19 protein-coding genes and 1 pseudogene are annotated in these 24,151 nt (G+C 69.1%); 8 read left to right on the plus strand and 12 right to left on the minus strand.

Annotated features, from left to right (window positions below; genetic code table 11):
• Positions 1-125: 125 nt before the first annotated feature.
• Positions 126-1,154 (plus strand): LacI family DNA-binding transcriptional regulator, encoded by a 1,029-nt coding sequence (locus ACIREO_RS17770; RefSeq protein ID WP_404110598.1) that lies wholly within the window; start codon positions 126-128, stop codon positions 1,152-1,154.
• Positions 1,155-1,218: 64 nt separating this feature from the next.
• Here ACIREO_RS17770 and prcA read toward each other — a convergent pair whose 3' ends face one another.
• The 6 genes and pseudogenes from prcA to arc form a co-directional block, all read right to left on the minus strand.
• Positions 1,219-2,127: a proteasome subunit alpha gene (gene prcA, locus ACIREO_RS17775; RefSeq protein ID WP_404110600.1), complete on the minus strand. Its 909-nt coding sequence runs from the start codon at positions 2,125-2,127 to the stop codon at positions 1,219-1,221.
• A 55-nt stretch (positions 2,128-2,182) separates the two neighbouring features.
• Positions 2,183-3,028, minus strand: a complete 846-nt coding sequence (gene prcB / locus ACIREO_RS17780; RefSeq protein ID WP_404110603.1) for a proteasome subunit beta — start codon at positions 3,026-3,028, stop codon at positions 2,183-2,185.
• Positions 2,980-3,157: pseudogene (locus ACIREO_RS17785) on the minus strand (endonuclease domain-containing protein); the annotation flags it as partial. The pseudogene ACIREO_RS17785 and the gene prcB, both read right to left, overlap by 49 nt.
• A 118-nt stretch (positions 3,158-3,275) precedes the next feature.
• A complete protein-coding gene (locus tag ACIREO_RS17790; protein ID WP_404110606.1) occupies positions 3,276-3,494 on the minus strand; it encodes a ubiquitin-like protein Pup in 219 nt (72 codons plus the stop codon).
• A 120-nt stretch (positions 3,495-3,614) separates the two neighbouring features.
• Entirely contained in the window at positions 3,615-5,126 is a 1,512-nt protein-coding gene (gene dop, locus ACIREO_RS17795) for a depupylase/deamidase Dop (protein WP_404110609.1), read from the minus strand.
• A gap of 227 nt (positions 5,127-5,353) precedes the next feature.
• Positions 5,354-7,120, minus strand: a complete 1,767-nt coding sequence (arc, locus tag ACIREO_RS17800; RefSeq protein ID WP_404110612.1) for a proteasome ATPase — start codon at positions 7,118-7,120, stop codon at positions 5,354-5,356.
• Between the two features lie 241 nt (positions 7,121-7,361).
• Between arc and ACIREO_RS17805 the strand changes: the two genes are divergently transcribed.
• Positions 7,362-7,673 (plus strand): ferredoxin, encoded by a 312-nt coding sequence (locus ACIREO_RS17805; protein WP_329041596.1) that lies wholly within the window; start codon positions 7,362-7,364, stop codon positions 7,671-7,673.
• A gap of 4 nt (positions 7,674-7,677) precedes the next feature.
• Here the strand turns inward: ACIREO_RS17805 and ACIREO_RS17810 are convergent, their stop codons facing one another.
• The 3 genes from ACIREO_RS17810 to ACIREO_RS17820 form a co-directional block, all read right to left on the minus strand.
• Positions 7,678-8,274: a hypothetical protein gene (locus ACIREO_RS17810; RefSeq protein ID WP_404110615.1), complete on the minus strand. Its 597-nt coding sequence runs from the start codon at positions 8,272-8,274 to the stop codon at positions 7,678-7,680.
• A 196-nt stretch (positions 8,275-8,470) separates the two neighbouring features.
• Positions 8,471-9,376: a tRNA (adenine-N1)-methyltransferase gene (locus tag ACIREO_RS17815; protein ID WP_404110618.1), complete on the minus strand. Its 906-nt coding sequence runs from the start codon at positions 9,374-9,376 to the stop codon at positions 8,471-8,473.
• 42 nt (positions 9,377-9,418) lie between these two features.
• Positions 9,419-10,669, minus strand: coding sequence for a site-2 protease family protein (locus ACIREO_RS17820; RefSeq protein ID WP_404111078.1), 1,251 nt, complete (start codon positions 10,667-10,669; stop codon positions 9,419-9,421).
• 170 nt (positions 10,670-10,839) lie between these two features.
• Between ACIREO_RS17820 and ACIREO_RS17825 the strand changes: the two genes are divergently transcribed.
• Both ACIREO_RS17825 and ACIREO_RS17830 read left to right on the plus strand, forming a co-directional pair.
• Complete coding sequence (locus ACIREO_RS17825) at positions 10,840-11,685, plus strand: RecB family exonuclease (RefSeq protein ID WP_404111080.1); 846 nt, start codon at positions 10,840-10,842, stop codon at positions 11,683-11,685.
• Positions 11,686-11,694: 9 nt separating this feature from the next.
• Positions 11,695-12,366: a response regulator gene (locus ACIREO_RS17830; protein WP_404110621.1), complete on the plus strand. Its 672-nt coding sequence runs from the start codon at positions 11,695-11,697 to the stop codon at positions 12,364-12,366.
• 146 nt (positions 12,367-12,512) lie between these two features.
• Here ACIREO_RS17830 and ACIREO_RS17835 read toward each other — a convergent pair whose 3' ends face one another.
• The 3 genes from ACIREO_RS17835 to metH all read right to left on the minus strand — a co-directional run bounded on the left by ACIREO_RS17835 (position 12,513) and on the right by metH (position 18,771).
• Positions 12,513-14,105 (minus strand): ABC transporter substrate-binding protein, encoded by a 1,593-nt coding sequence (locus ACIREO_RS17835; protein ID WP_404110623.1) that lies wholly within the window; start codon positions 14,103-14,105, stop codon positions 12,513-12,515.
• A 314-nt stretch (positions 14,106-14,419) separates the two neighbouring features.
• The gene (locus tag ACIREO_RS17840; protein WP_404110626.1) at positions 14,420-15,118 is read right to left on the minus strand and encodes an HAD family hydrolase; all 699 of its coding nucleotides are present in this window, start codon (positions 15,116-15,118) and stop codon (positions 14,420-14,422) included.
• A 140-nt stretch (positions 15,119-15,258) separates the two neighbouring features.
• Positions 15,259-18,771: a methionine synthase gene (gene metH, locus ACIREO_RS17845; RefSeq protein WP_404110629.1), complete on the minus strand. Its 3,513-nt coding sequence runs from the start codon at positions 18,769-18,771 to the stop codon at positions 15,259-15,261.
• Between the two features lie 241 nt (positions 18,772-19,012).
• On the opposite strand from metH, the gene ACIREO_RS17850 reads away from it, so the two are divergent.
• From ACIREO_RS17850 to ACIREO_RS17865, 4 genes are all read left to right on the plus strand, one after another.
• Complete coding sequence (locus ACIREO_RS17850) at positions 19,013-19,777, plus strand: IclR family transcriptional regulator (protein WP_404110632.1); 765 nt, start codon at positions 19,013-19,015, stop codon at positions 19,775-19,777.
• A gap of 259 nt (positions 19,778-20,036) precedes the next feature.
• Positions 20,037-20,828, plus strand: coding sequence for an MIP/aquaporin family protein (locus ACIREO_RS17855; protein WP_404110635.1), 792 nt, complete (start codon positions 20,037-20,039; stop codon positions 20,826-20,828).
• Positions 20,829-20,869: 41 nt separating this feature from the next.
• A complete protein-coding gene (gene glpK / locus ACIREO_RS17860) occupies positions 20,870-22,399 on the plus strand; it encodes a glycerol kinase GlpK (protein ID WP_404110637.1) in 1,530 nt (509 codons plus the stop codon).
• 12 nt (positions 22,400-22,411) lie between these two features.
• The gene (locus ACIREO_RS17865; protein ID WP_404110640.1) at positions 22,412-24,022 is read left to right on the plus strand and encodes an FAD-dependent oxidoreductase; all 1,611 of its coding nucleotides are present in this window, start codon (positions 22,412-22,414) and stop codon (positions 24,020-24,022) included.
• Positions 24,023-24,151: the final 129 nt, after the last annotated feature.

Here is a 24,151-nt window from a genome sequence, read left to right on the forward strand (position 1 = left end):
GACGGTGTCGCAGCCGCGAGGTTTTACGTATAACGTCGAGGCTCATACGTACCATGTGGGCAGCCCGGGAGTCCATACCGCCGGGCCGCACCGCCCCGACCGACCTGCCCAGCACGGAGGCACGAGTGAGCAGCACGCGGCAGCCCTCCCCACCGCGGCCCACCAGCCGTGACGTGGCGAGGGCCGCGGGCGTCTCACAGGCGACGGTCTCGCTCGTGCTCGGTGACAAATGGCGGGGCCGGGTGTCGGCGGCGACCGCCGAGCGGGTCCGGGGCAGCGCCAGGGACCTCGGCTACCGGCCGAATTTCGCCGCCCGCAGTCTCCGGCTGGGTCGCACGCGCACCGCCCTCCTCGTCGTTCCGGCGCTCACCAACGAGTTCTTCGCCCGGGTGTACACGGGCGCCGCGGCCGTCGCCGCCCAGCACGACTTCGGCGTCGTCCTCTACCCGTCCCCCGACGGCGCCGGCCCCGCCAGGGATCCGTTCGCCTCGGCGCGCGCGGCGCTCGACGGGGTGATCGCCTCGTCGATGGCGGCGGATGCCCTGGGGGCACTGCGGGGCGCGGACCTGCCGCTGGTGATGCTGGACAGCGATCCCGAGGGCCAAGGCGCGGCGGCGTGTGTGAACCTCGACATCGCGGACGGCATGCGCCAGGTGACGGACCACCTGCTGGGCCTCGGCCACCGCCGGATCACGCACCTCGCCTCCGCCGTGGACACCTGGACCTTCGCGGTGCGCGCCCGGGCACTGCGGGAGGCCGTGCGTGACGTCCCCGGAGCCCTCCTGAGCACCGTCACCGCCCCGCTGGACGTACGCGCCGGACGCGAGGCCGCCGAGAGGGTCCTGGCCTCCCCGGGCCCGCTGCCCACCGCCATCGTCTGCGACGACGACATCCTGGCTGCTGGCGCCTGCAAGGCGGTGCGCAGACGGGGGCTGAGGGTGCCCGACGACATCTCCGTGACCGGTTTCGACGACCTGGCGCTCGCCACAGCGGTGGAACCGGAGCTGACCACCGTGCGCCTCCCGGCCGAACAGGTGGGCGAGCGCGGGATGACTGCTCTGCTGGCCGTCCTGGAGAGCAGCCCCGCCGAGCAGCCCGACCTCCCCGTCCACCTGGTGGTGCGGGGCTCCACGGCTCCCCCGGCCACTGCGTGAAGGAGCCCTCCGGCCGCCGTGTGCGACGGCTGGAAGGCTCCTTCACGCGTTCTTCCGGACCGGGCTACTCCTTCGGGGCTTCGCCCGTGCCCTCCGTGGGACCGTCGGCGTCCTTCTCAGGGGCGTCCGTGCCCTTCGCGGGCGTGTCGGTGCCCTTCTTCGCGGGCGTGTCGGTGCCCTTCTTCGCGGGGGTGTCGGTCCCTGCGGCCGCGGTGCTGCCGCCTTCGGGCTCCTCCGTGTCGGACGGAGCGTCCGTCGGGGTCGCCCCGGCGCCGTCCGCGTCCAGCAGCCTGGTCAGCTGCCGGCCGACGATCCGCTTGAACTTGCGCTGCTGCGGCCTCGTACGGTCCAGGACCGCGACCTCGAGCCGCTCGGCGGGGATCTCCCGCTCATTGCCGTTGGCCTCGCGGGACAGAGCCTGCACGGCCAGCTTCAGCGCCTCGGCGAGAGACATCCCGTCGCGGTGGCGCTGGTCCAGGAAGGTGCTGATCTGCTCGGCGTTCCCGCCGACCGCGACCGAGCCGTGCTCGTCCACGATCGAGCCGTCGTGCGGCAGCCGGTAGATCTGGTCGCCGTCGGGCCCGGCGCCGACCTCGGCGACCACCAGCTCCACCTCGTACGGCTTCTCGGCCGCACTGGAGAAGATCGTGCCGAGCGTCTGCGCGTAGACGTTGGCCAGCCCACGGGCCGTCACGTCGTCGCGGTCGTAGGTGTAGCCCCGCAGATCGGCGTAGCGCACACCGCCGATGCGGAGGTTCTCGTACTCGTTGTACTTGCCGGCGGCCGCGAAGCCGATCCGGTCGTAGATCTCGCTGAACTTGTGCAGCGCACGGGACGGGTTCTCGCCGACGAACACAATGCCGTCGGCGTACTGCAGCACAACCAGGCTGCGACCACGGGCGATGCCCTTCCGGGCGTATTCCGCCCGGTCGGCCATGGCCTGCTGAGGTGAGACATAGAACGGCGTCGACACCGGCTATCCGTCCCTTTCTGTCAGTGACGAGTGCATCGGAGAAGCATCGGGCCGGTCAGAGCAGCGCTGCGCGGGGGCCGTCGGGCTGCTCGAGCCGGCGCTCCAGGATCGCGCGCGCGATCTCCGCGGATTCCGTGTCGTCCAGCCTGCGGAAGCCCTCGTCGGTGATGACGGTGACGATGGGATAGATCCGGCGGGCCACGTCCGGGCCACCGGTCGCCGAGTCGTCGTCGGCCGCGTCGTACAGCGCCTGCACGACCAGGGTGAGCGTCTGCTCCTCCGTCAGGTCCTCGCGGTACAGCTTCTTCATCGACCCGCGCGCGAAGACGGAGCCTGAGCCGGTGGACGCGTAGCCGTGTTCCTCGGAGCGCCCGCCGGTGACGTCGTACGAGAAGATCCGGCCCTTCTCACGGTCGACGTCGTACCCGGCGAACAGCGGGACGACCGCCAGTCCCTGCATGGCCATCGCCAGATTGCCGCGGATCATCGTGGAGAGCCGGTTGGCCTTGCCCTCCAGGGAGAGCGTGGCGCCCTCGACCTTCTCGAAGTGTTCCAGCTCCAGCTGGAACAGCTTGACCATCTCCACGGCGAGGCCCGCCGTGCCGGCGATTCCCACCGCCGAGTACTCGTCGGCCGGGAACACCTTTTCGATGTCGCGCTGCGCGATCATGTTGCCCATGGTCGCCCGCCGGTCACCGGCGAGCACTACGCCACCGGGGAACGAGGCCGCGACGATGGTCGTGCCGTGCGGCGCCTCGATGGCACCCTGCAGCGGCGGCAACTGCCGGTTTCCCGGAAGCATCCCGGGTGAATGGTCGGACAGGAAGTCCATGAACGAGGACGATCCCGGCGTCAGGAAGGCAGCTGGTAGACGCCCGGTGCTACGAGTGTTGGCTTCCACGCGTTTCCCTCCAGGTATGCGATGGCCCTGCGCAAGGAGTCAGGATCATCCCCCAACTTGCCGATGGCCGGATTGCAGTTGAAGCAGTACGCCACGGACCCTACCCGCCCTGTGACAGTGATCAACATGATCCCGGGTGCGGAAGCATTTCCGTGGGATGCCCCTTTCTGGGCCAGGACATCCCACGGAAAGCTCCGTCCGACTGCGCGAGCTCGTCGGCGAACGGTCCGGAGCGGATCTCCGGCTGTTACTCGCCGCCCTTTTGAACGAACGACCGAACGAAGTCCTCGGCATTGGACTCGAGTACGTCGTCGATCTCGTCGAGGACGTCGTCCACGTCGTCGCTGAGCTTCTCCTGGCGCTCCGCGAGGTCCTCGGACGCCTGCGCTTCCTGCGCCTGCTCCTCGGTGTCCTCGGTGGAACGTGTCGCCTTCTGCTGTCCGCCGCCGGTGTCCTTGGTCGCCATCTAGCTCACCCCGCTCGGTTCGAAGCACTTGATCAGACCCTACCTACGGGGTCCGACATCGGCTCGGTACTTTCCTCAACGTCCGGAGGTCATCTGATTGATTCCCAGCCGGAGCGCCTTTCAGCCCCCCGTGAGCGTCCGGACCAGCTCTTCCGCGGTGCGGCAGCGGTCCAGGAGCTCCTTGACGTGGGCGCGCGTACCCCGCAACGGTTCCATCGTGGGTACCCGTTGCAGCGAGTCACGATCGGGCAGATCGAAGATGACCGAGTCCCAGGACGCCGCGGCGACGTCGTCCGCGTACTGCTCCAGGCAGCGGCCCCGGAAATAGGCCCTGGTGTCCTCGGGCGGCTTCGTACGGGCCCGCTCGACGTCGTTCTCGTCGAGCAGCCGCTTGATCTTCCCCCGGGCCGCCAGGCGGTTGTACAGGCCCTTGTCGGCGCGCACGTCGGCGTACTGGAGGTCCACGAGGTGCAGGCGCGGGGCGTCCCAGTCCAGGCCGTCACGTCGCCTGTAGCCCTCCATGAGCTCCCGCTTGGCGATCCAGTCCAGCTCGCCCGACAGGCTCATCGGGTCGGTCTCCAGACGGTTCAGGGTGTCCTCCCAGCGGGCCAGGACGTCCTTCGTCTGCTCGTCGGCGTCCGACCCGTACCGCTCCTCGACGTATTTGCGGCCCAGCTCGAAGTACTCCATCTGCAGCTGCACCGCGGTGAGTGTCCGGCCACTACGGAGTGTGATCAGCTGCTTCAGCGTCGGGTCGTGCGAGACCTGGTGCAGCGTGCGGACCGGCTGGTCGATCGCCAGGTCGACATTGATGAAGCCGTCCTCGATCATGGCCAGGACCAGCGAGGTGGTGCCGAGCTTCAGATAGGTCGAGATCTCGGAAAGGTTCGCGTCGCCGATGATCACGTGCAGCCTGCGGTACTTCTCGGCGTCGGAGTGCGGTTCGTCCCGGGTGTTGATGATGGGGCGCTTGAGGGTCGTCTCGAGGCCGACCTCGACCTCGAAGTAGTCGGCGCGCTGACTGATCTGGAATCCGTGCTCATGGCCGTCCTGGCCGATGCCGACCCGGCCGGCGCCGGTGACGACCTGCCGGGAGACGAAGAACGGGGTCAGATGGCGCACGATGTCCGAGAAGGGGGTCTCCCGCTTCATCAGGTAGTTCTCGTGCGTGCCGTAGGACGCGCCCTTGTTGTCGGTGTTGTTCTTGTACAGATGGATCGGCTGGGCCCCGGGGATCGCGGCGGCCCGTTCGGCCGCTTCCGCCATCACCCGCTCGCCGGCCTTGTCCCAGAGCACCGCGTCCAGCGGATTGGTGATCTCGGGTGAGCTGTATTCGGGGTGCGCGTGGTCGACGTACAGCCGCGCACCGTTGGTGAGGATGACATTGGCCAGGCCGATGTCCTCGTCGGTGAGCTGGCTGGAGTCCGCGGTCTCACGGGCGAGGTCGAAGCCTCGCGCGTCGCGCAGCGGGTTCTCCTCCTCGAAATCCCAGCGGGCGCGGCGCGCCCGGTGCATCGCCGCCGCGTAGGCGTTGACGATCTGGGACGAGGTGAGCATGGCATTGGCGTTGGGTTGACCGGGGACGGAGATCCCGTACTCCGTCTCGATGCCCATCACTCGCCGTACGGTCATGCGGCCCTCCTTGCCCGGCGTCGCTCCCGTCCGGGAGCGGCGCTCAAGTACCGCTGCTGGTCCGCGGTGCCCGTCCCCGCACTGCGCGACTCGGCGGTAGTGCAGAGCCTAGAGCGCCTCTGCTCCGGTGGGGAGATCAATTGCGTCATTGTTCGGGTGTGGCCGGAGCTGCCGGGAAAACGGCCGGCTGCGGACACCCTGCCGGGCATCCGCAGCCGGTCTGCGTTTTACAGGTACTGTCCGGTATTTGCCACCGTGTCGATGGAACGACCGGTGTCTGCGCCCTGCTTTCCGGTGACGAGTGTGCGGATGAACACGATCCGCTCGCCCTTCTTTCCGGAAATCCTGGCCCAGTCGTCCGGGTTGGTGGTGTTGGGCAGGTCCTCGTTCTCCTTGAACTCGTCCACGCAGGCCTGGAGGAGATGGGAGACGCGCAGGCCCTTCTGGCCCTGCTCGAGGAATGCCTTGATGGCCATTTTCTTTGCCCGGTCCACGATGTTCTGAATCATCGCTCCGGAGTTGAAGTCCTTGAAGTACAGGACTTCCTTGTCGCCGTTCGCGTAGGTGACCTCGAGGAAGCGGTTCTCCTCGGATTCCGTGTACATCCGCTCCACGACCGACTGGATCATCGCGTGGGCGGCGGCCTCCCTCGATCCGGTGTGCTCGGACAGGTCGTCCGCGTGCAGCGGCAGCGAGGGAGTGAGGTACTTCGCGAAGATGTCCTTCGCCGCTTCCGCGTCCGGACGCTCGATCTTGATCTTCACATCGAGACGGCCGGGCCGCAGGATCGCGGGGTCGATCATGTCCTCACGGTTGGAGGCACCGATGACGATGACGTTCTCCAGGCCCTCCACACCGTCGATCTCGGCGAGCAGCTGGGGGACGATGGTGTTCTCCACGTCCGAGCTGACACCGGAACCACGGGTGCGGAAGAGGGATTCCATCTCGTCGAAGAAGACGATGACGGGGGTGCCCTCGCTCGCCTTCTCCCGGGCACGCTGGAAGACGAGGCGGATGTGCCGCTCGGTCTCACCGACGTACTTGTTGAGGAGCTCGGGGCCCTTGATATTGAGGAAGTAGCTCTTCCCCGCGGGCTGTCCGGTGACCTCGGCGACCTTCTTGGCCAGCGAGTTGGCGACGGCCTTGGCAATGAGTGTCTTGCCGCAGCCAGGAGGACCGTAGAGCAGGATGCCCTTCGGCGGACGCAGTTCGTGCTCCTTGAAGAGGTCCGGGTGGAGGTACGGGAGCTCGACCGCGTCGCGGATCAGTTCGATCTGGTCGCCCAGACCGCCGATCTTGTTGTAGTCGATGTCCGGGACCTCTTCGAGAACGAGCTCCTCGACCTCGCTCTTGGGGACCACTTCGTAGACGTAGCCGGACCTGGGTTCGAGCAGAAGGGCGTCGCCGGGGCGGATGGTGATGTCCAGCAGAGGCTCGGCGAGCCTCACCACCCGTTCCTCGTCGGTGTGCCCGACGACCAGGGCACGCTCGCCGTCCTCAAGGATCTCCTTGAGGGTGACGATGTCCCCGGCCCGCTCGAATTCCATGGCCTCGACCACGTTGAGCGCCTCGTTGAGCATGACTTCCTGGCCTCGCCGGAGACCCTCGAGCTCGACGCTTGGGCTGACGTTCACCCGGAGCTTGCGGCCCCCGGTGAAGATGTCGCAGGTGTCGTCCTCGTTGGCCTGCAGGAAGACACCGAAGCCGGCCGGCGGCTGCGCGAGCCGGTCGACCTCCTCCTTGAGGGCCACGATCTGGTCGCGGGCCTCACGGAGTGTGCCGGCGAGCCGCTCGTTCTGCGCGGACACGCCTGCCAGGTTGGTCTGCAACTCGACGATCCGCTCTTCGAGAATCCTCGAATGGCGCGGAGAGTCGGCGAGCTTACGTCGCAGGACGGCGATTTCCTGCTCAAGATAGGCGACCTGGCCGGCTGGGTCTTCTGACCCCCGCCCGGGCCGGATGCCGCGGTTGATGTCGTCGTCGTGGGCTGCCACGGTCCTCACCTCCTCCAAGGGGAGCTGGACGCTTCCTGACCCTACCTGGGTGGGTGATGATTGAAACCCCTAGATCACAAAGACCCGGGAGTCTGTCCGATCTTCACCCTTGCGCTCTCCCTCACGCCAAGGGAATACCCACCCTTCGGCACCGGAAAGCAGCCGGTTGTATCGTCGAAGCGTTCAACACCCGTCAGGGCTGGCTTCAATTGGTGCAGATACGCAGGGAACGGCAGGACACATGACCGTGCAGCAGGACGCTCCGGGCGACAGCGACACACAGGACCTCGAGGTCTGGATCGACCAGGATCTCTGTACGGGCGACGGCATCTGCGTGCAGTACGCACCCGAGGTGTTCGAGCTGGACATCGACGGTCTGGCGTACGTGAAGAGCGACGAGGACGAGCTCCTCCAGAACAAGGGGGCCACCACGCCGGTGCCGCTGCCTCTCCTCCAGGACGTCGTCGATTCGGCCAAGGAATGCCCCGGCGACTGCATTCACGTGCGTCGCGTTTCGGACAACGTAGAAGTCTTCGGCCCCGACGCAGAGTAAGGGCTCAGACGCCCCGCGCGGTGCTGCCCGCGGGGCCTGTGGACCTGATGAACGCGTTGCCCTTCCACTGCCAGGAGGCGCTCTCCAGCTCGTCGGGGCAGCAGCGCGGCACGTCGGCCGAGGAGTAGCCGAGCAGGGTCGCCGACACCTGGCCGTCACGGACGGTGAAGTCGGTGACGTTCAGTTTCTGAGCGGGGTCCACCAGGGTCGCCACGACCCGGGGTGCGGCCCCGCTCAGCTGTGTCACGACGTAGATGCCGCTGGGCGGGGTGCCCGATCCCGCGGCGCAGCGGACGACGGCCACGGTCTCGGGCCCGCCGTCCGCGTCGAGGTCCCCGGCGGCGCTGTCGGCCACCGTGTGTCCGGCGGCGCCGCAGTCGAGCGGGAAGGTGACCGTGGCCGGGTCGGGTGCCTTCGTGGCGGGCGCGCTCCCTCGCTGCGCAGTGACGCGGTGCTCGGACGCGGAGGCTGTCGCGGTGGCCGCGTCCGGCTGGAGCAGGCCCGCGGCGGCGACGACGGCGGCCATCGCCGTCGCCGTGGCGAGCCAGTGCACCGCCTTGGCGTCGGTGTGCGCGAGGTCCGGGAGCGCGGAGGTCTGCACGCGGTATGTCTCCTGTGGTTCCTGGAGGCCTGGATAGGCGGTGCCGACGGCATGTCGGCGGGCGGGGGGTGGCCAGCATCGTGCCACACCTCACACCCGAGGGGAACGGCGGGGTCGTCGCCGCCCACGGGAAAGCGCCGCCGCCGGCCCCGGGTCGGTCCGGGAACTCGGCGGCGGCGCTTGCGCGTTCCACGGGTCAGTCGGTGGCGGAGCCGCTCCGGCTGCCGGGACCGGTGTAGTCGTCACCGTAGGCGCCCTTGGACGGGCGGCGGCGGCGCAGCGGCGGCTCCACGCCGTCCGCGAGCCGGCGCGCGGTGACGAGGAAGCCGGTGTGGCCGATCATCCGGTGGTCGGGGCGGACGGCCAGGCCTTCGACGTGCCAGTTGCGGATCATCGACTCCCAGGGCTGCGGTTCCGCGAAGCAGCCGATCTCGCGGATGGACTCGACGGTCCGCGAGAGCTGGGTCGTGGTCGCGACGTACGCGCAGAGGATGCCGCCGGGCACCAGGGCCTTGGACACGGCCTCGAGGCACTCCCACGGGGCGAGCATGTCGAGGACGACGCGGTCGACGTCGGTGTCCGAGAGGTTGTCCTGGAGGTCGCCGACGGTGAGCTCCCAGGCCGGGTGCGGCGAGCCGAAGTAGCGCTCGACGTTCTGCTGGGCGATCTCGGCGAAGTCCTCGCGGCGCTCGTAGGAGTGCAGCATGCCCTGCTCGCCGATGGCGCGGAGCAGGAAGGTGCTGAGCGCACCCGAACCGACGCCGGCTTCGACGACGCGGGCACCGGGGAAGATGTCACCGAAGGCCAGGACCTGGCCCGCGTCCTTCGGATAGACCACGGCGGCACCGCGGGGCATGGACAGGACGTAGTCGGGGAGCAGGGGGCGCAGCGCGAGATAGGCGACGTTTCCCGTGGTACGGACAACACTGCCCTCGGGAGCACCGATCAGCTCGTCGTGCGGGAAAGAACCCTTGTGGGTGTGGAAGTTCTTTCCGGCCTCGAGCGTGAAGGTGTAGTGGCGTCCCTTGGGGTCGGTGAGCTGGACCTGGTCCCCGACTTTGAATGGGCCGCGACGGCGGGCGGCACCGGTCGGTTCGGACATACGAGCAGCCTACCGGTATTTCGGTGGCCGCTTTCCGGCGTGTCAGGCCGAGGGACGGGCCATGGCCTTGATGAAGGCGCGCTCGACGTCGGCGGTGGAGAGGACGCCGTAGATCTCACCGGTCTCCTCGACCACCAGGTACTCGGTGGCCGGGGTGGCCTTCAGCCGGTCCAGGAGGGCCTCGCCCGCGAGCTCCGCGGGGACCTTCATGCCGTCGGTGAGGTCCTGGGCGAGGCCGCTGACGGCCACCCAGGGCCTGCGGTGTTCGGGGACGCCGACGATGGCCGCCTCCCGGACGACGCCCTTGGGGCTGCCCTGCCCGTCGACGACGACCAGCGCGCGGGCGCCCGCCTCGTTGGCACGGCGGAGTGCCTCGGAGAGCGGGGTGGCGGACTCCACGGGCACGGCGCGCCGGGTGAGCGTACGGGCGCGCAGTTCGGGGAGGTGCTCACGGAGCCGGGCCGTCCGCAGGCTGTTCCCGGCGCCGGTCCAGATGATCGCCGCGAGGATCGCCGCGAGGAGGGCGTCGGTGACGGTCTCGAACCCGCTGATCTCACCGGTGGCGCTGCCGAGGGCGCCTGTGTGGGTGAGCAGGGGGAGGCCGACGAAGACGGTGATGGCCAGGCCCCGGCCGACCCACGCGGCGGCGATGGTGCCGCTCATGGGCTTGCCGGTGATCTTCCAGACGACGGCGCGGAGCATGCGTCCGCCGTCGAGGGGCAGGCCGGGCAGCAGGTTGAAGGCGGCCACGATGAGGTTGGAGACCATCAGCCCCGCGAGGAGCACGCCGGGGACGGTGCCCGCTTCGACGAACTGGAGCGGTACGTAGAAGACGCCGCCGAGCACGAGGGAGAGCAGGGGGCCCACGAAGGCGAGGATGAACTCGCGGCCGGGGGTCTCGGTCTCCTTCTCGATCTCGGAGACACCGCCGAAGAACTGGAGCTGGATGCGGCGCACCGGCAGCTTGTAGCGCAGGGCGGCGACTGTGTGGGCGAGCTCGTGGACGAGCACGGACGCGTAGAAGGCGATCGCGAAGAAGAGGGCGACCAGATAGCGGGCTCCGCCGAGTTCCGGCAGGACGCGGTCGAGCTGTCCGCCGAAGACCCATGTGATCAGAGCCGCGACGACGAACCAGCTCGGTGCCACGTACACCGGCACGCCGAAGGGGCGCCCCATGAGGAGGCCGCCTCCCGGGTCTGCCGGGCGTCGCGGCTTGCCCTTGTCCGGTCCGGTGCCGGGGTCCTTGCCCCCTGCGCCGGGCTGCGGGCGCCCGCTGTCGCCGCTCTCGTCCACGGGGTCCCTTCGGTCGGTGGCCTTTGCCACGATCATGCTGTGTGCGAGCTCTGTGGTCGATGGTATGCCGCTCGGTGTCAGTGGCGGGCCGTAGGGTCTGCGACATGACGTCCGTACCGCGCCCGCCTCAGCCACCCTCGTCCCTGTCGCCGTCGCGCGCGAACGATTTCATGCAGTGCCCCCTGCTGTACCGCTTCCGGGTCATCGACAAGCTCCCCGAGAAGCCCAGTGAGGCTGCTACCCGGGGCACGCTGGTGCATGCGGTGCTTGAGCGTCTGTTCGACGCCCCGGCGGCGGACCGTACGGCGCCGAGGGCCAAGGCGCTGATCCCGGGGCAGTGGGACCGGCTGCTGGAGTCGAAGCCCGAGCTGACCGAGCTCTTCGAGGGGGACCCCGGGGGAGAGCGGCTCGCGGGGTGGCTGGGCGAGGCGGAGCGGCTCGTGGAGCGGTGGTTCTCGCTGGAGGACCCGACCCGCCTGGAACCCGCCGAGCGGGAGCTGTTCGTCGAGACGGAGCTGGACTCGGGGCTGAAGCTGCGCGGCGTGATCGACCGTGTCGACGTGGCCCCGACGGGTGACGTCCGCATCGTGGACTACAAGACGGGCAAGGCGCCCCGCCCGGAGTACGCGGAGGGTGCGCTGTTCCAGATGAAGTTCTACGCCCTGGTGGTGTGGCGCCTGAAGCACGTGGTCCCGCGCCGGCTCCAGCTGGTCTATCTCGGCAGCGGTGACGTCCTGACGTACGACCCCGTTCCGGCCGACCTCGAGCGGGTGGAGCGCAAGCTGCTGGCGCTGTGGGAGGCGATCCGGCTGGCCACCGAGACGGGCGAGTGGAGGCCGAGACCGACGAAGCTGTGCGGCTGGTGCGACCACCGGGCGGTCTGTCCGGAATTCGGCGGGACTCCCCCGGTCTATCCGCTGTCCGTGCGCCCGCCCGAATCGGTGGAGGCTGTGCAGGGCAGAATGGAGCCGGTCCGGTCCGAGGCCGGCCAGCCCGTGGCCCTCGAAGGCCCTTAAGGAGATTACGTGGCTATCCGCGTCCTGCTCGTCGATGATCAACCACTGCTGCGCACCGGTTTCCGGATGATCCTGGAGGCCGAGGGTGATCTGGCGGTGGTCGGTGAGGCCGGAGACGGCCTGCAGGCCATCGACCAGGTGCGGGCCCTGCAGCCCGATGTCGTGCTCATGGACATCCGGATGCCGCGGATGGACGGGGTCGAGGCGACCCGTCAGATCACGGGCCCCGGGCGGGACGGCCCGGCGAAGGTCCTGGTGCTGACGACGTTCGATCTCGACGAGTACGTGGTGGAGGCGCTGCGCGCGGGCGCCAGCGGCTTCCTGTTGAAGGACGCACCGGCCCAGGAGCTGGTGCAGGCCATCCGGGTGGTGGCCGCGGGAGAGGCGATGCTGGCGCCGAGCATCACGCGCCGGCTGCTCGACAAGTACGCCGATCATCTGCCCTCGGGCGAGGACCCCGTCCCGGACGCCCTGCACACCCTCACGGAGCGCGAGGTCGAGGTGCTGAAGCTGGTGGCACGCGGGCTGTCCAACGCGGAGATCGCGGCGGACCTGTTCGTGAGCGAGACGACGGTCAAGACGCACGTGGGCCATGTGCTGACGAAGCTGAGCCTGCGCGACCGTGTGCAGGCCGCCGTCTACGCGTACGAGAGCGGTCTGGTGCGTCCCGGCGCCCAGTGAGACGGGGCCAGGTCCTGTCCGGCCGATCTTCGCGGGCCCGCGGCGATCGACCGGACAGGACCTGATGCGGGAAAGCCGGCGCGGGGGGGGGGGGGGCGGGGGGCCCCCCGCCCCCCCCCCCCGCGCCGGCTTTCGGTGAATCCGGGTCAGGACTCGCCGCGACCCAGCTCCCAGAGCTGGAGGTCGGCCGAGGAGGTGACGGCCCACTCCACGCCGGTGAGCTCGTCGAGCGAGGCGACGTACTGCTTGCCCTGCCAGACCGGGAGCACGGGAACGTCGTTGGCAACGATGTCTTGGAGCTTCTCGAAGGTCGGCGTCGCGGCGCTGCGGTCGGCCTCGCGGCGGGACTGGGGAATGAGCGTGCCCTGCGCCTCGGCCGACTTGTACGGGGAGTTGAGGAAGTTGTCCTCGTCGAGGAACGGCGCGATGTAGGTTTCCGGGTCCGGGAAGTCGGGGAACCAGCCCATGCCGTACACGGCGTACTCGCCCTTCTTCTGGGCGGGGCGGAACTTGGACCAGGGGGCGCCCTCGACGTCGACCTCGAACAGCTTCGTGTCGTTGAGCTGCTTCGCCAGCGCCTCGTACTCCGTCTTGGTCGCGGGACCGTAGTGGTCCGTCGTGTAGTGCAGCGTGAACTTCACCGGCGTGCTGATGCCGGCCTTGTCCAGAATTTCGGCGCCCGTGTCCACGTCGGGCTCACCGTACTTGTTGTAGAACGAGTTGGTGTGGCTGGTGATGCCGGACGGGATCAGCGAGTAGAGCGGCTCGGCGGTGCTGCCGTACACCTTGCTGGCGATGGACCCGCGGTCGATGACCTGGGCGATGGCCTGGCGTACGGCCTTGTTCTTCACCAAGGGGTCCTCGGTGTCGAACGCGAGGTAACTGATGGCGAAGCCCGGCATCTCGGTGAGCTTCACACCGTCCTTCGGCTCCTCAAGCATCTCCTGGGACTGCTCGGGCGACATGGTGCGTGTCATCATGTCGATCTTCTTGTCGTCGAGCGCCTTGCCCATCGCCGCCGCGTCGGGGAAGAGGTCCATCTCGACCTTCTCGTTCCTGACCTTCAGATCACCCTTGTACTTGGGGTTCTTGGTGAAGACCACCTTGACGACCTGGTCGCCCTCGACCTCGGACTTCATCGTGTAGGGGCCGGATCCGTCGATCTGGAAGCCTTCGCGGGCCCCCTTCGCCGGGTACTTGTCCTTCTGGACGATGCCGGCGGGCGGTGTGGCGAGCTTGTAGGGGAAGGTGGCGTCCGAGGTCTTCAGGTGGAAGACGATCTCGTTCTCGCCCTTGGTCTCCATCGTGTCGATGTTGGAGAGCAGGCCGACCGGACCGCTTTCGTCCTTGATGTCGAGGACCCGCTGGAAGGAGTACTTGACGTCCTCCGGGGTGACAGGGGTGCCGTCCGCGAAGGTGAGACCGTCGCGCAGCGTGCAGCGGTAGCTCTCGTTCTCCGTGTCGGTGAACGTACAGCTCTCGGCCGCCTCGGGCACGGGCTCGCCGCCGCCACGCGGTATGTGGGTCAGGGTCTGCACGGTCTGGCGCAGCAGGTTCCACACGCTCGCGTCGTAGGCGATGGCCGGGTCGAGGGGGGCCCGGTTGTCCTTCGTGGCGATGAACTGGTCCGTTGTCCCGACCACGATGGCATCGCCCCCGTCGCCCGACCCTCCGCAGGCGGCCAGCACGGGTGCGAGCAGGCCCACTACGGCCGGCAGCACCAGCGTCTTGCGGTTCATCTGGACGTTCTCCCTCATTCCGGCATGTGAGAAAACCGAGATTAGTAGGCGCCGCAGGGGGACTTGACCGGTGTGGATCGGCCGCGCATCCACTCGGTGATCACCGATGACGGGTTGTCCATGTCACGCCCGGGAATGTTTCGTACACGACTTCATGAATACGGACGTATGGGGGTCCCGAAACGGACAGCCCGGCCGACCCGGAGGAGCCTCGGACATCACGCATGGTGACGAACGTCACTCCCGGGGCCACCTGGGCGTATTGACATGGACCTGATTCATGGAGTGCCGGAACACCCTCGGTGCATCAGCTGTCACTCATCGCCGACCAGACCCCGCAGAAAGGCGAGGTCCACCTGCTCCAGAGAGGGCACGACCACTCTCCCCGGCGCGGGCGCGATCGGCGCCACCGACGGCACGGCCACGACCCGGCAGCCCGCCGCCTCGGCGGCGGCGACACCTGTGGCGGTGTCCTCGATGACCGCACAGCGCCAGGGATCCGCCCCGAAGCCCGCCGCAGCCGCGAGGTAGGGGTCGGGGTGGGGCTTCGTGCGGGCCACCTCGTCCCCCGCGACCGTGAGCGCGAAGTGGTGACGGCCCACCGAGTCCAGGACCCGGTCGATGATGCGCCGGTGCGAGGCGGAGACCAGGGCGGTGGGCACCTCGTGCGCGGCGAGTTCGGCGAGCAGCCGCCCGGCGCCCGGCATCAGCGGTACACCGCGTCCGATGCGCTTCTCGAAGCGGTCGTTGAGCAGCACCGTGAGTTCCTCGATGGCGATGTCGGCCCCGGTGACCTCGATGAGATAGCCCGCGCTGCGGGTCATCGGGCCGCCGACCACCACCTCGCGCCAGGCCGTGTCGAGCCGGTGGCCGAGGTCGGCGAAGACCTCGACCTCCACGTCCCACCAGAATCCTTCGGTGTCGACCAGTGTGCCGTCCATGTCGAGAAGGACGGCCTGGAGCGCCGACCCTTCGGCCGTGCGGGTCAGGGACGCGGGGACCGTACTGGTCATCCGGCACACCTCCATGAGGGACGAGAAGGCCGGCCGCCTTCCCGGTGGGAACGGCGACCGGCCTGCACTGGACCGACAAGTCTACGACTCGTGCCCGCACGGCGCGCGGAACAGTGCCTTACCGCGCGTTGAACGGTGTCCTACCGTGCGTTGAAGTACTTCGCGTCCGGGTGGTGGATGACGATCGCGTCGGTGGACTGCTCGGGGTGCAGCTGGAACTCCTCGGAGAGCTTCACCCCGATCCTCTCGGGCTCCAGGAGCTCGGCGATCTTCGCCCGGTCCTCCAGGTCGGGGCACGCCCCGTAGCCCAGCGAGAAGCGCGCGCCGCGGTACTTCAGCGCGAACATGTCCTCGACCTCGGAGGGGTCCTCGCCGGCGAAGCCGAGCTCGCTGCGGACCCGTGCGTGCCAGTACTCGGCGAGCGCCTCGGCCAGCTGCACGGACAGCCCGTGCAGCTCCAGGTAGTCGCGGTAGGAGTTCGCCTCGAAGAGCTGGGCGGTGGCCCCGCCGATCCTGGAGCCGACCGTGACGACCTGGAGGCCGACCACGTCGGTCTCCCCCGACTCCTCGGGGCGGAAGAAGTCCGCGAGGCAGAGGCGGCGGCCGCGGCGCTGGCGCGGGAAGGTGAAGCGGGTGCGCTCCGAACCGTCCTCGTGCAGGAGGATCAGGTCGTCGCCCTTGGAGACGCAGGGGAAGTAGCCGTAGACGACGGCGGCTTCCAGCAGGTTCTCGGTGTGCAGCTTGTCGAGCCAGCCACGCAGATGCGGCCGGCCCTCCTGCTCCACGAGCTCCTCGTACGTCGGCCCGTCACCGGCCCGGGCCTGCTTGAGGCCCCACTGGCCCTTGAAGAGGGCGCCCTCGTCCAGCCAGGAGGCGTACTCCTTGAGCTGGATGCCCTTGACGACCCGGGTCCCCCAGAACGGCGGCTCGGGGACCGGGTTGGTGACCGAGACGTCGGACCGCACACCGTCCTCCGGCTCGTCGGCCTCGATCACCGGCGTGTCCCGCTTGGGCACACGGCGCTGCTTCAGCTCGGGGAGGCTGGCGCCCGGGACACCGCGCTTGACCGCGATGAGGGCGTCCATCAACCGCAGGCCCTCGAACGCGTCGCGGGCGTAGCGGACCTCGCCCTCGTAGATCTCGTGCAGGTCCTGTTCGACGTAGGCCCTGGTCAGAGCCGCTCCGCCGAGGATCACCGGGTAGTCGGCCGCCATCTTGCGCTGGTTCAGCTCCTGCAGGTTCTCCTTCATGATCACGGTCGACTTCACCAGGAGGCCCGACATGCCGATGACGTCGGCGCGGTGTTCCTCGGCGGCGTCCAGGATCGCGGAGACGGGCTGCTTGATGCCCAGGTTGACCACGTTGAAGCCGTTGTTGGACAGGATGATGTCGACGAGGTTCTTGCCGATGTCGTGGACGTCACCACGGACCGTGGCCAGCACGATGGTGCCCTTGCCGTCGTCGTCGGTCTTCTCCATGTGCGGTTCGAGGTGGGCCACCGCACCCTTCATGACCTCGGCGGACTGCAGCACGAAGGGCAGCTGCATCTGGCCGGAGCCGAAGAGCTCGCCCACGACCTTCATGCCCGCCAGCAGGGTGTCGTTGACGATCTTGAGCGCGGGCCTGGTCAGCAGCGCCTCGTCGAGGTCCGCCTCCAGGCCGTTCTTCTCGCCGTCGATGATGCGGCGCTGGAGCCGCTCGTCCAGCGGAAGGGCGAGGAGCTCCTCGGCCCTGCCCTGCTTCATCGACTTCATGTTGACGCCCTCGAAGAGCTCCATGAGCCGCTGCAGCGGGTCGTAGCCCTCTTCCCGGCGGTCGTGGATGAGGTCGAGGGCGACCTTGACCTGCTCCTCCTCCAGCCGGGCGATCGGCAGGATCTTGGAGGCGTGCACGATCGCGGAGTCCAGGCCCGCCTTCACGCACTCGTCCAGGAAGACGGAGTTCAGGATGACGCGGGCGGCCGGGTTCAGACCGAAGGAGATGTTGGACAGACCCAGCGTGGTCTGCACGTCGGGGTGGCGCCGCTTCAGCTCGCGGATGGCACCGATCGTGGCGATCCCGTCCTTGCGGGACTCCTCCTGGCCCGTGCAGATGGTGAAGGTCAGACAGTCGATGAGGATGTCCGACTCGTGGATGCCCCAGTTGGTGGTGAGGTCCTCGATGAGCCGCTCGGCGATGGCGACCTTGTGCTCGACGGTGCGGGCCTGGCCCTCCTCGTCGATCGTCAGCGCGATCAGCGCGGCACCGTGCTCGGAGGCCAGCCCGCTGACCTTGGCGAAGCGGGACTCGGGGCCGTCGCCGTCCTCGTAGTTGACCGAGTTGAGCACCGCGCGGCCGCCCAGCTTCTCCAGACCGGCGCGCAGGACGGGCAGCTCGGTGGAGTCGAGCACGATCGGCAGGGTGGAGGCGGTGGCGAAACGGCCGGCCAGCTCCTCCATGTCGGCGACGCCGTCGCGCCCCACGTAGTCGACGCAGAGGTCGAGCATGTGCGCGCCCTCACGGATCTGGTCGCGGGCCATCTCCACGCAGTCGTCCCAGCGTGCGTCGAGCATGGCCTCGCGGAACTTCTTGGATCCGTTGGCGTTCGTACGCTCGCCGATCGCGAGGTACGAGGTGTCCTGGCGGAACGGGACGGTCTGGTACAGCGAGGCCGCGCCGGGCTCGGGGCTCGGCGTACGGCTGGTGATCCCGGCGCCCCGGACGCGTTCGACGAGCTGCCGCAGGTGTTCCGGCGTCGTGCCGCAGCAGCCGCCGACGAGCGAGAGCCCGTACTCCTGGACGAAGGTCTCCTGGGCGTCGGCCAGGCCCTCGGCGTCGAGCGGGAAGTGCGCGCCGTCCTTGGTGAGCACCGGCAGGCCCGCGTTCGGCATGCAGAGCAGCGGGATGCGGGAGTGGCGGGTGAGGTAGCGCAGGTGCTCGCTCATCTCCGCGGGGCCGGTCGAGCAGTTCAGGCCGATCATGTCGACACCGAGCGGTTCGAGCGCGGTCAGGGCGGCACCGATCTCGGACCCGAGCAGCATGGTGCCGGTGGTCTCGAAGGCCAGCGAGCACAGCACGAGGAGGTCGCTGCCCATCGCCTCCAGGGCGCGCCGCGCGCCGAGCACGGCCGCCTTGGTCTGCAGGAGGTCCTGCGTGGTCTCGATGATGAGCGCGTCGGCGCCGCCGGCGATCAGCCCCTCGGCGTTCTCCTGGAAGCCGTCGCGCAGGACCGTGTAGGGGGCGTGGCCCAGCGTCGGCAGCTTGGTGCCGGGGCCGATGGAACCGAGCACCCAGCGCTGCTGTCCGGTGGATTCGGTGAACCGGTCGGCGACCTCGCGGGCGATGCCCGCGCCGGCCTCGGAGAGCTCGTGGATCCTGCCGGGGATGTCGTACTCACCCAGGGCGGAGGCGTTGGCTCCGAAGGTGTTCGTCTCGACACAGTCCACTCCGACCGCGAAGTACTCCTCGTGCACCGAGCGGACGATGTCCGGGCGCGTGACGTTCAGGATCTCGTTGCAGCCCTCGAGGTCCTCGAAGTCCTCGAGAGTGGGGTCCTGGGCCTGGAGCATGGTGCCCATGGCACCGTCTGCCACCACGACCCGGGTGGCGAGCGCCTCCCGGAGCGCTGCGGCTCGGGTCCGGCTGTCAGCTGTGGGGGTCGGCAACGAGGCCATGGATGTTCTCCCTGGGATGCGACGGCTGTCGGCTTCGCGCCCTTCTCTGCAGAGGGGGCACGCGGCCAGCGTAGCGGGGAGGCGCCCGGGCCGGGCATCGCGTCCCACGGGACGGACTGCATGCTGTGCCGGGAACGCACCCGCTCCCCGGGTGACGCATAATCTTCGCGCCGCCGGACAGAGGTCGGCATCGACCGATAGTGTTCAGCATTGTCGAACCGAGGTGGAGGAGTAGGGCGCGATGGCGAAGAACATCCAGTCGCTCGAGCGGGCAGCCGCGATGCTGCGGCTGCTGGCAGGCGGCGAGCGTCGGCTCGGCCTGTCCGACATCTCGTCGTCGCTGGGTCTGGCCAAAGGTACCGCGCACGGCATTCTGCGCACCCTCCAGCACGAGGGCTTCGTCGAGCAGGACCCCGCGTCCGGCCGCTATCAGCTGGGCGCCGAGCTGCTGCGCCTGGGCAACAGCTACCTCGACGTGCACGAGCTGCGCGCCCGCGCGCTGGTGTGGACCGACGACCTGGCGCGCTCCAGCGGCGAGAGCGTCCACCTGGGCGTGCTGCACCAGCACGGAGTGCTGATCGTCCACCATGTCTTCCGCCCCGACGACAGCCGCCAGGTGCTCGAGGTCGGGGCCATGCAGCCGCTGCACTCCACCGCCCTGGGCAAGGTCCTCGCCGCCTACGACCCGGTCGCGCACAGCGAGGCCACCGAGGTGGAGCGGCGGTCCTTCACGCCGCGCACCGTCACGGGCGACGAGGAGTTCGAGTCACTGCTCGGCCTGATCCGCGCACAGGGCTGGGCGGCGGACGTCGAGGAGACCTGGGAGGGCGTCGCGGCGGCGGCCGCCCCCATCCACGACCGCCGCAGGATGCCGGTCGGCGCCGTCGCCGTGACGGGCGCGGTGGAGCGTGTCTGCTCCGGCGGTGAGCTGCGGCCCGAGCTCGTCGCTGCCGTACGGGACTGCGCCCGTGCCGTCTCCCGGGATCTGGGCGCCGGGCGCTTCTGAGCACCCCCGCGACGCCGGTAACGATCGAGTCGCGCGTCACACACCCCTTGACGCACCGTTCATCGGGGAGAAACATTGCCGTTCACCGGTCGGCATTGCCGAACACCTAACGGCAATACGCGTTAGGGTGTGACAGTGCCGAGGGCCGGTCAAGCCCTACAGGTGAAGTGCCTACCGACTGGGTACCCACCTGGGGCGCGATCCACCGGAGGGACCCGGTGTTTCGCCTTCCCCTGGACGAAGGACAAAGGAGTCACGGGTGTCCAGCTCCGACATCTTCATCGGCGAGACCATCGGTACCGCCGTACTCGTACTGCTCGGCGGCGGTGTCTGTGCCGCCGTCACGCTCAAGCGCTCCAAGGCGCACAACGCCGGCTGGCTGGCCGTCACCTTCGGGTGGGGCTTCGCCGTACTGACCGGCGCCTACATAGCCTCCGGCGTGTCCGGTGCCCACCTCAATCCCGCGGTCACGATCGGCCTCGCGATCGAGGGCGGCACCGCGTGGAGCGATGTACCCCTGTATCTCTTCTCCGAGCTCCTCGGGGCGATGATCGGTGCCGTGCTCGTCTGGGCCGTCTACTACGGCCAGTTCCACGCGCACCTCACCGACCCCGAGATCGTGAAGGACCAGCCGGCCGAAGAAGGCCTGGTCGACCAGGCGTCGGCCCCGAAGGCCGGCCCGGTGCTCGGCATCTTCACCACGGGCCCGGAGATCCGGCACGCGGTGCAGAACGTGGTCACGGAGATCATCGCCACCTTCGTACTGATCCTGGCGATCCTCACCCAGGGCCTCAACGACGAGGGCAACGGGCTCGGCGCCCTCGGTGCTCTGATCACCGCGCTGGTGGTCGTCAGCATCGGTCTGTCGCTCGGCGGCCCGACCGGTTACGCGATCAACCCGGTGCGCGACCTCGGCCCGCGCATCGTGCACGCGCTGCTGCCTCTGCCGAACAAGGGCGGGTCGGACTGGGGCTACGCCTGGGTACCGGTGGTAGGACCGCTCATCGGGGGCGCACTCGCCGGCGGGCTCTACAACCTCGCCTTCGCCTGAGCCCTCACCCTCCGCACCACACAGACTTCCGGGAGCCAACCGTGACCGACGCACACACCACCGGCCCGTTCATCGCGGCCATCGACCAGGGCACCACGTCCAGCCGCTGCATCGTCTTCGACAAGGACGGCCGGATCGTCTCCGTCGACCAGAAGGAACACGAGCAGATCTTCCCCAAGCCGGGCTGGGTCGAGCACGACGCGAAGGAGATCTGGGAGAACGTCCAGGAGGTCGTCGCCAGCGCCGTCGTCAAGGCCGGCATCACCTCGGCCGACGTCAAGGCGATCGGCATCACCAACCAGCGCGAGACCACTCTGCTCTGGGACAAGAACACCGGTGAGCCCGTCCACAACGCCCTCGTCTGGCAGGACACCCGCACCGACGCGCTCTGCAAGGAGCTCGGCCGCAACGTCGGCCAGGACCGCTTCCGCCGCGAGACGGGACTGCCGCTCGCGTCGTACTTCGCCGGCCCGAAGGTGCGCTGGCTGCTCGACAACGTCGAGGGGCTGCGTGAGCGCGCGGAGCGGGGCGACATCCTCTTCGGGACCATGGACTCCTGGGTCATCTGGAATCTGACCGGCGGCACCGACGGCGGCGTCCACGTCACCGACGTCACGAACGCCTCGCGCACCCTCATGATGAACCTCCACTCGATGCAGTGGGACGACAAGATCGTCCAGTCGCTGGAGATCCCAGCCTCCGTACTTCCGGAGATCCGCTCCTCCGCCGAGGTGTACGGCACCGCCAAGGGCGGCGTACTCGACGGCATCCCGGTGGCCTCCGCGCTCGGCGACCAGCAGGCCGCCCTGTTCGGCCAGACCTGTTTCGCCCAGGGCGAGGCCAAGTCCACGTACGGCACCGGCACCTTCATGCTGATGAACACCGGCCACACCCCGGTCAACTCGTACAACGGACTGCTGACGACCGTCGGCTACCAGATCGGTGACCAGAAGCCGGTGTACGCCCTCGAGGGGTCCATCGCCGTCACCGGTTCGCTGGTGCAGTGGATGCGCGACCAGATGGGCCTGATCAAGTCCGCGGCCGAGATCGAGACGCTCGCCTCCTCCGTCGAGGACAACGGCGGCGCGTACTTCGTGCCCGCGTTCTCCGGTCTGTTCGCCCCGTACTGGCGCCCCGACGCCCGCGGTGTCATCGCCGGTCTCACCCGGTACGTGACCAAGGCGCACATCGCCCGCGCCGTGCTCGAGGCCACCGCATGGCAGACCCGCGAGATCAGCGACGCCATGACCAAGGACTCCGGCGTCGAACTGGCCGCGCTCAAGGTCGACGGCGGCATGACCTCCAACAACCTGCTGATGCAGACGCTCTCCGACTTCCTGGACGCGCCCGTGGTGCGCCCCATGGTCGCCGAGACCACCTGCCTCGGCGCCGCCTATGCCGCCGGCCTCGCCGTCGGCTTCTGGCCGGACACCGACGCGCTGCGCGCCAACTGGCGCCGTGCCGCCGAGTGGACACCCCGCATGGACGCGGCCGCACGTGACCGCGAGTACAAGAGCTGGCTCAAGGCCGTCGAACGGACCATGGGCTGGATCGAGGACGAAGAGATCTGAGGAGCAATCGACATGACCACCCTGCAGAGCGTCCCCGCCCTCGGGACGCATCCGGCCTCCGGCTCCCTCCCGAGCCGTGCCGAAACCCGGGAGCAGCTTTCCAAGGCGACGTACGACCTCCTGGTGATCGGCGGCGGCATCCTGGGCATCTCCACCGCCTGGCATGCCGCGCAGTCCGGACTGCGGGTGGCACTGGTGGACGCCGGCGACTTCGCCGGCGCCACCTCCTCGGCCTCCTCCAAGCTGCTCCACGGCGGTCTGCGCTACCTGCAGACCGGCGCGGTGAAGCTGGTCGCCGAGAACCACTTCGAGCGGCGCGCGGTGTCCCGTCAGGTCGCCCCGCACCTGGCCAACCCGCTCACCTTCTACCTGCCCGTCTACAAGGGCGGGCCGCACGGCGCCGCCAAGCTGGGCGCGGGTGTCTTCGCCTACTCGGCGCTGTCCGCGTTCGGTGACGGCGTCGGACACGTGATCAGCCCGTCCCGCGCCGCGCGCGATGTACCCGAGCTGCGTACGGACAACCTGAAGGCCGTCGCGGTCTACGGCGACGACCAGATGAACGACGCCCGGATGGCGCTGATGACGGTCCGCGCGGCCGTCGACGCGGGCGCCGTCGTCCTCAACCACGCCGCGGTGACCGGGCTGCGGTTCACCAAGGGCCGTGTCACGGGGGCCGACCTGGAGGACCGTCAGGACGGCACGGAGTTCGGCGTGAACGCCCGGCTCGTGCTGAACGCCACCGGCCCGTGGGTCGATCACCTGAGGAAGCTGGAGGACCCCACCTCCGCGCCCTCCATCCGTCTGTCCAAGGGCGCCCACCTCGTCCTCAAGCGCACCCGCCCGTGGAAGGCCGCGCTGGCGACGCCGATCGACAAGTACCGGATCACGTTCGCCCTGCCGTGGGAGGACATGCTGCTGCTCGGTACGACCGACGAGGAGTACGAGGGCGACCCGGCCGATGTCGCGGTCACCGAGAAGGACACGGCACAGATCCTCGACGAGGCGGCGTTCTCCGTCCGGGACCAGCAGCTGTCCCGCGATCTGATCACGTACTCCTTCGCGGGGCTGCGGGTGCTGCCCGGCGGTCCCGGTGACACGTCCAAGGCCAAGCGCGAGACGGTCGTGACCGAGGGCCGCGGCGGGATGCTGTCGGTCGCGGGCGGCAAGTGGACGACATTCCGTCACATCGGCCGTACGGTGATGAACAAGCTGGCCGAGCTGCCGGGGCATCCTCTCGGCGAGGACATGGAGCCGATGGCACAGCTGCCGAAGAAGGTGCCGCTGCCCGGTATCGCCAACCCGAACGCGGTCGCGCACCGGCTGCTGGCCGACGGTGGTACGCCGGGGCCGCGGATGTCCGCCGACACGGCCCGGCACCTCGCGACCCACTACGGCTCGCTCGCCTTCGACATCGCGCGCCTGGCCAACGAGAACCCGGCACTCGCCGAGCGCGTCCACCCCGACGCCCCGGAGATCTGGGCGCAGGTCGCGTACGCGCGTGACCGCGAGTGGGCCGAGACCGCGGACGACGTGCTGCGCCGCCGGACCACGCTGACGATCCGGGGCCTGGCCACGGACGAGATCCGGGCCAGGGTCGAGGACGTACTCGCCGACGGGCGCTGACGGTCCGCAGGGGTAACGAAGGGGGGGGGGCGGGGGGGGCCCCCCCCGCGGTTACCGGGGGCGGGCCGAACCCCGGGCCCCCCCGGGGCGGGACCGGGAGGGGCCCCGCCCCAAAAACCCCCGCGCCCG

The sequence above is a fragment of the Streptomyces sp. NPDC102441 genome (genome assembly GCF_044765585.1).
Classification (GTDB): Bacteria; Actinomycetota; Actinomycetes; order Streptomycetales; family Streptomycetaceae; genus Streptomyces.

What these genes read in the sequence shown, in the direction of transcription:
- ACIREO_RS17825 (WP_404111080.1), top strand. Translation starts at nt 10,840, where the DNA reads ATGCAGTGCCCCCTGCTGTACCGCTTCCGGGTCATCGACAAGCTCCCC.
- ACIREO_RS17805 (WP_329041596.1), top strand. Translation starts at nt 7,362, where the DNA reads ATGACCGTGCAGCAGGACGCTCCGGGCGACAGCGACACACAGGACCTC.
- ACIREO_RS17815 (WP_404110618.1), bottom strand. Translation starts at nt 9,376, where the DNA reads ATGTCCGAACCGACCGGTGCCGCCCGCCGTCGCGGCCCATTCAAAGTC.
- metH (WP_404110629.1), bottom strand. Translation starts at nt 18,771, where the DNA reads ATGGCCTCGTTGCCGACCCCCACAGCTGACAGCCGGACCCGAGCCGCA.
- ACIREO_RS17790 (WP_404110606.1), bottom strand. Translation starts at nt 3,494, where the DNA reads ATGGCGACCAAGGACACCGGCGGCGGACAGCAGAAGGCGACACGTTCC.
- ACIREO_RS17850 (WP_404110632.1), top strand. Translation starts at nt 19,013, where the DNA reads ATGGCGAAGAACATCCAGTCGCTCGAGCGGGCAGCCGCGATGCTGCGG.
- ACIREO_RS17865 (WP_404110640.1), top strand. Translation starts at nt 22,412, where the DNA reads ATGACCACCCTGCAGAGCGTCCCCGCCCTCGGGACGCATCCGGCCTCC.
- ACIREO_RS17835 (WP_404110623.1), bottom strand. Translation starts at nt 14,105, where the DNA reads ATGAACCGCAAGACGCTGGTGCTGCCGGCCGTAGTGGGCCTGCTCGCA.
- dop (WP_404110609.1), bottom strand. Translation starts at nt 5,126, where the DNA reads ATGACCGTACGGCGAGTGATGGGCATCGAGACGGAGTACGGGATCTCC.
- ACIREO_RS17840 (WP_404110626.1), bottom strand. Translation starts at nt 15,118, where the DNA reads ATGACCAGTACGGTCCCCGCGTCCCTGACCCGCACGGCCGAAGGGTCG.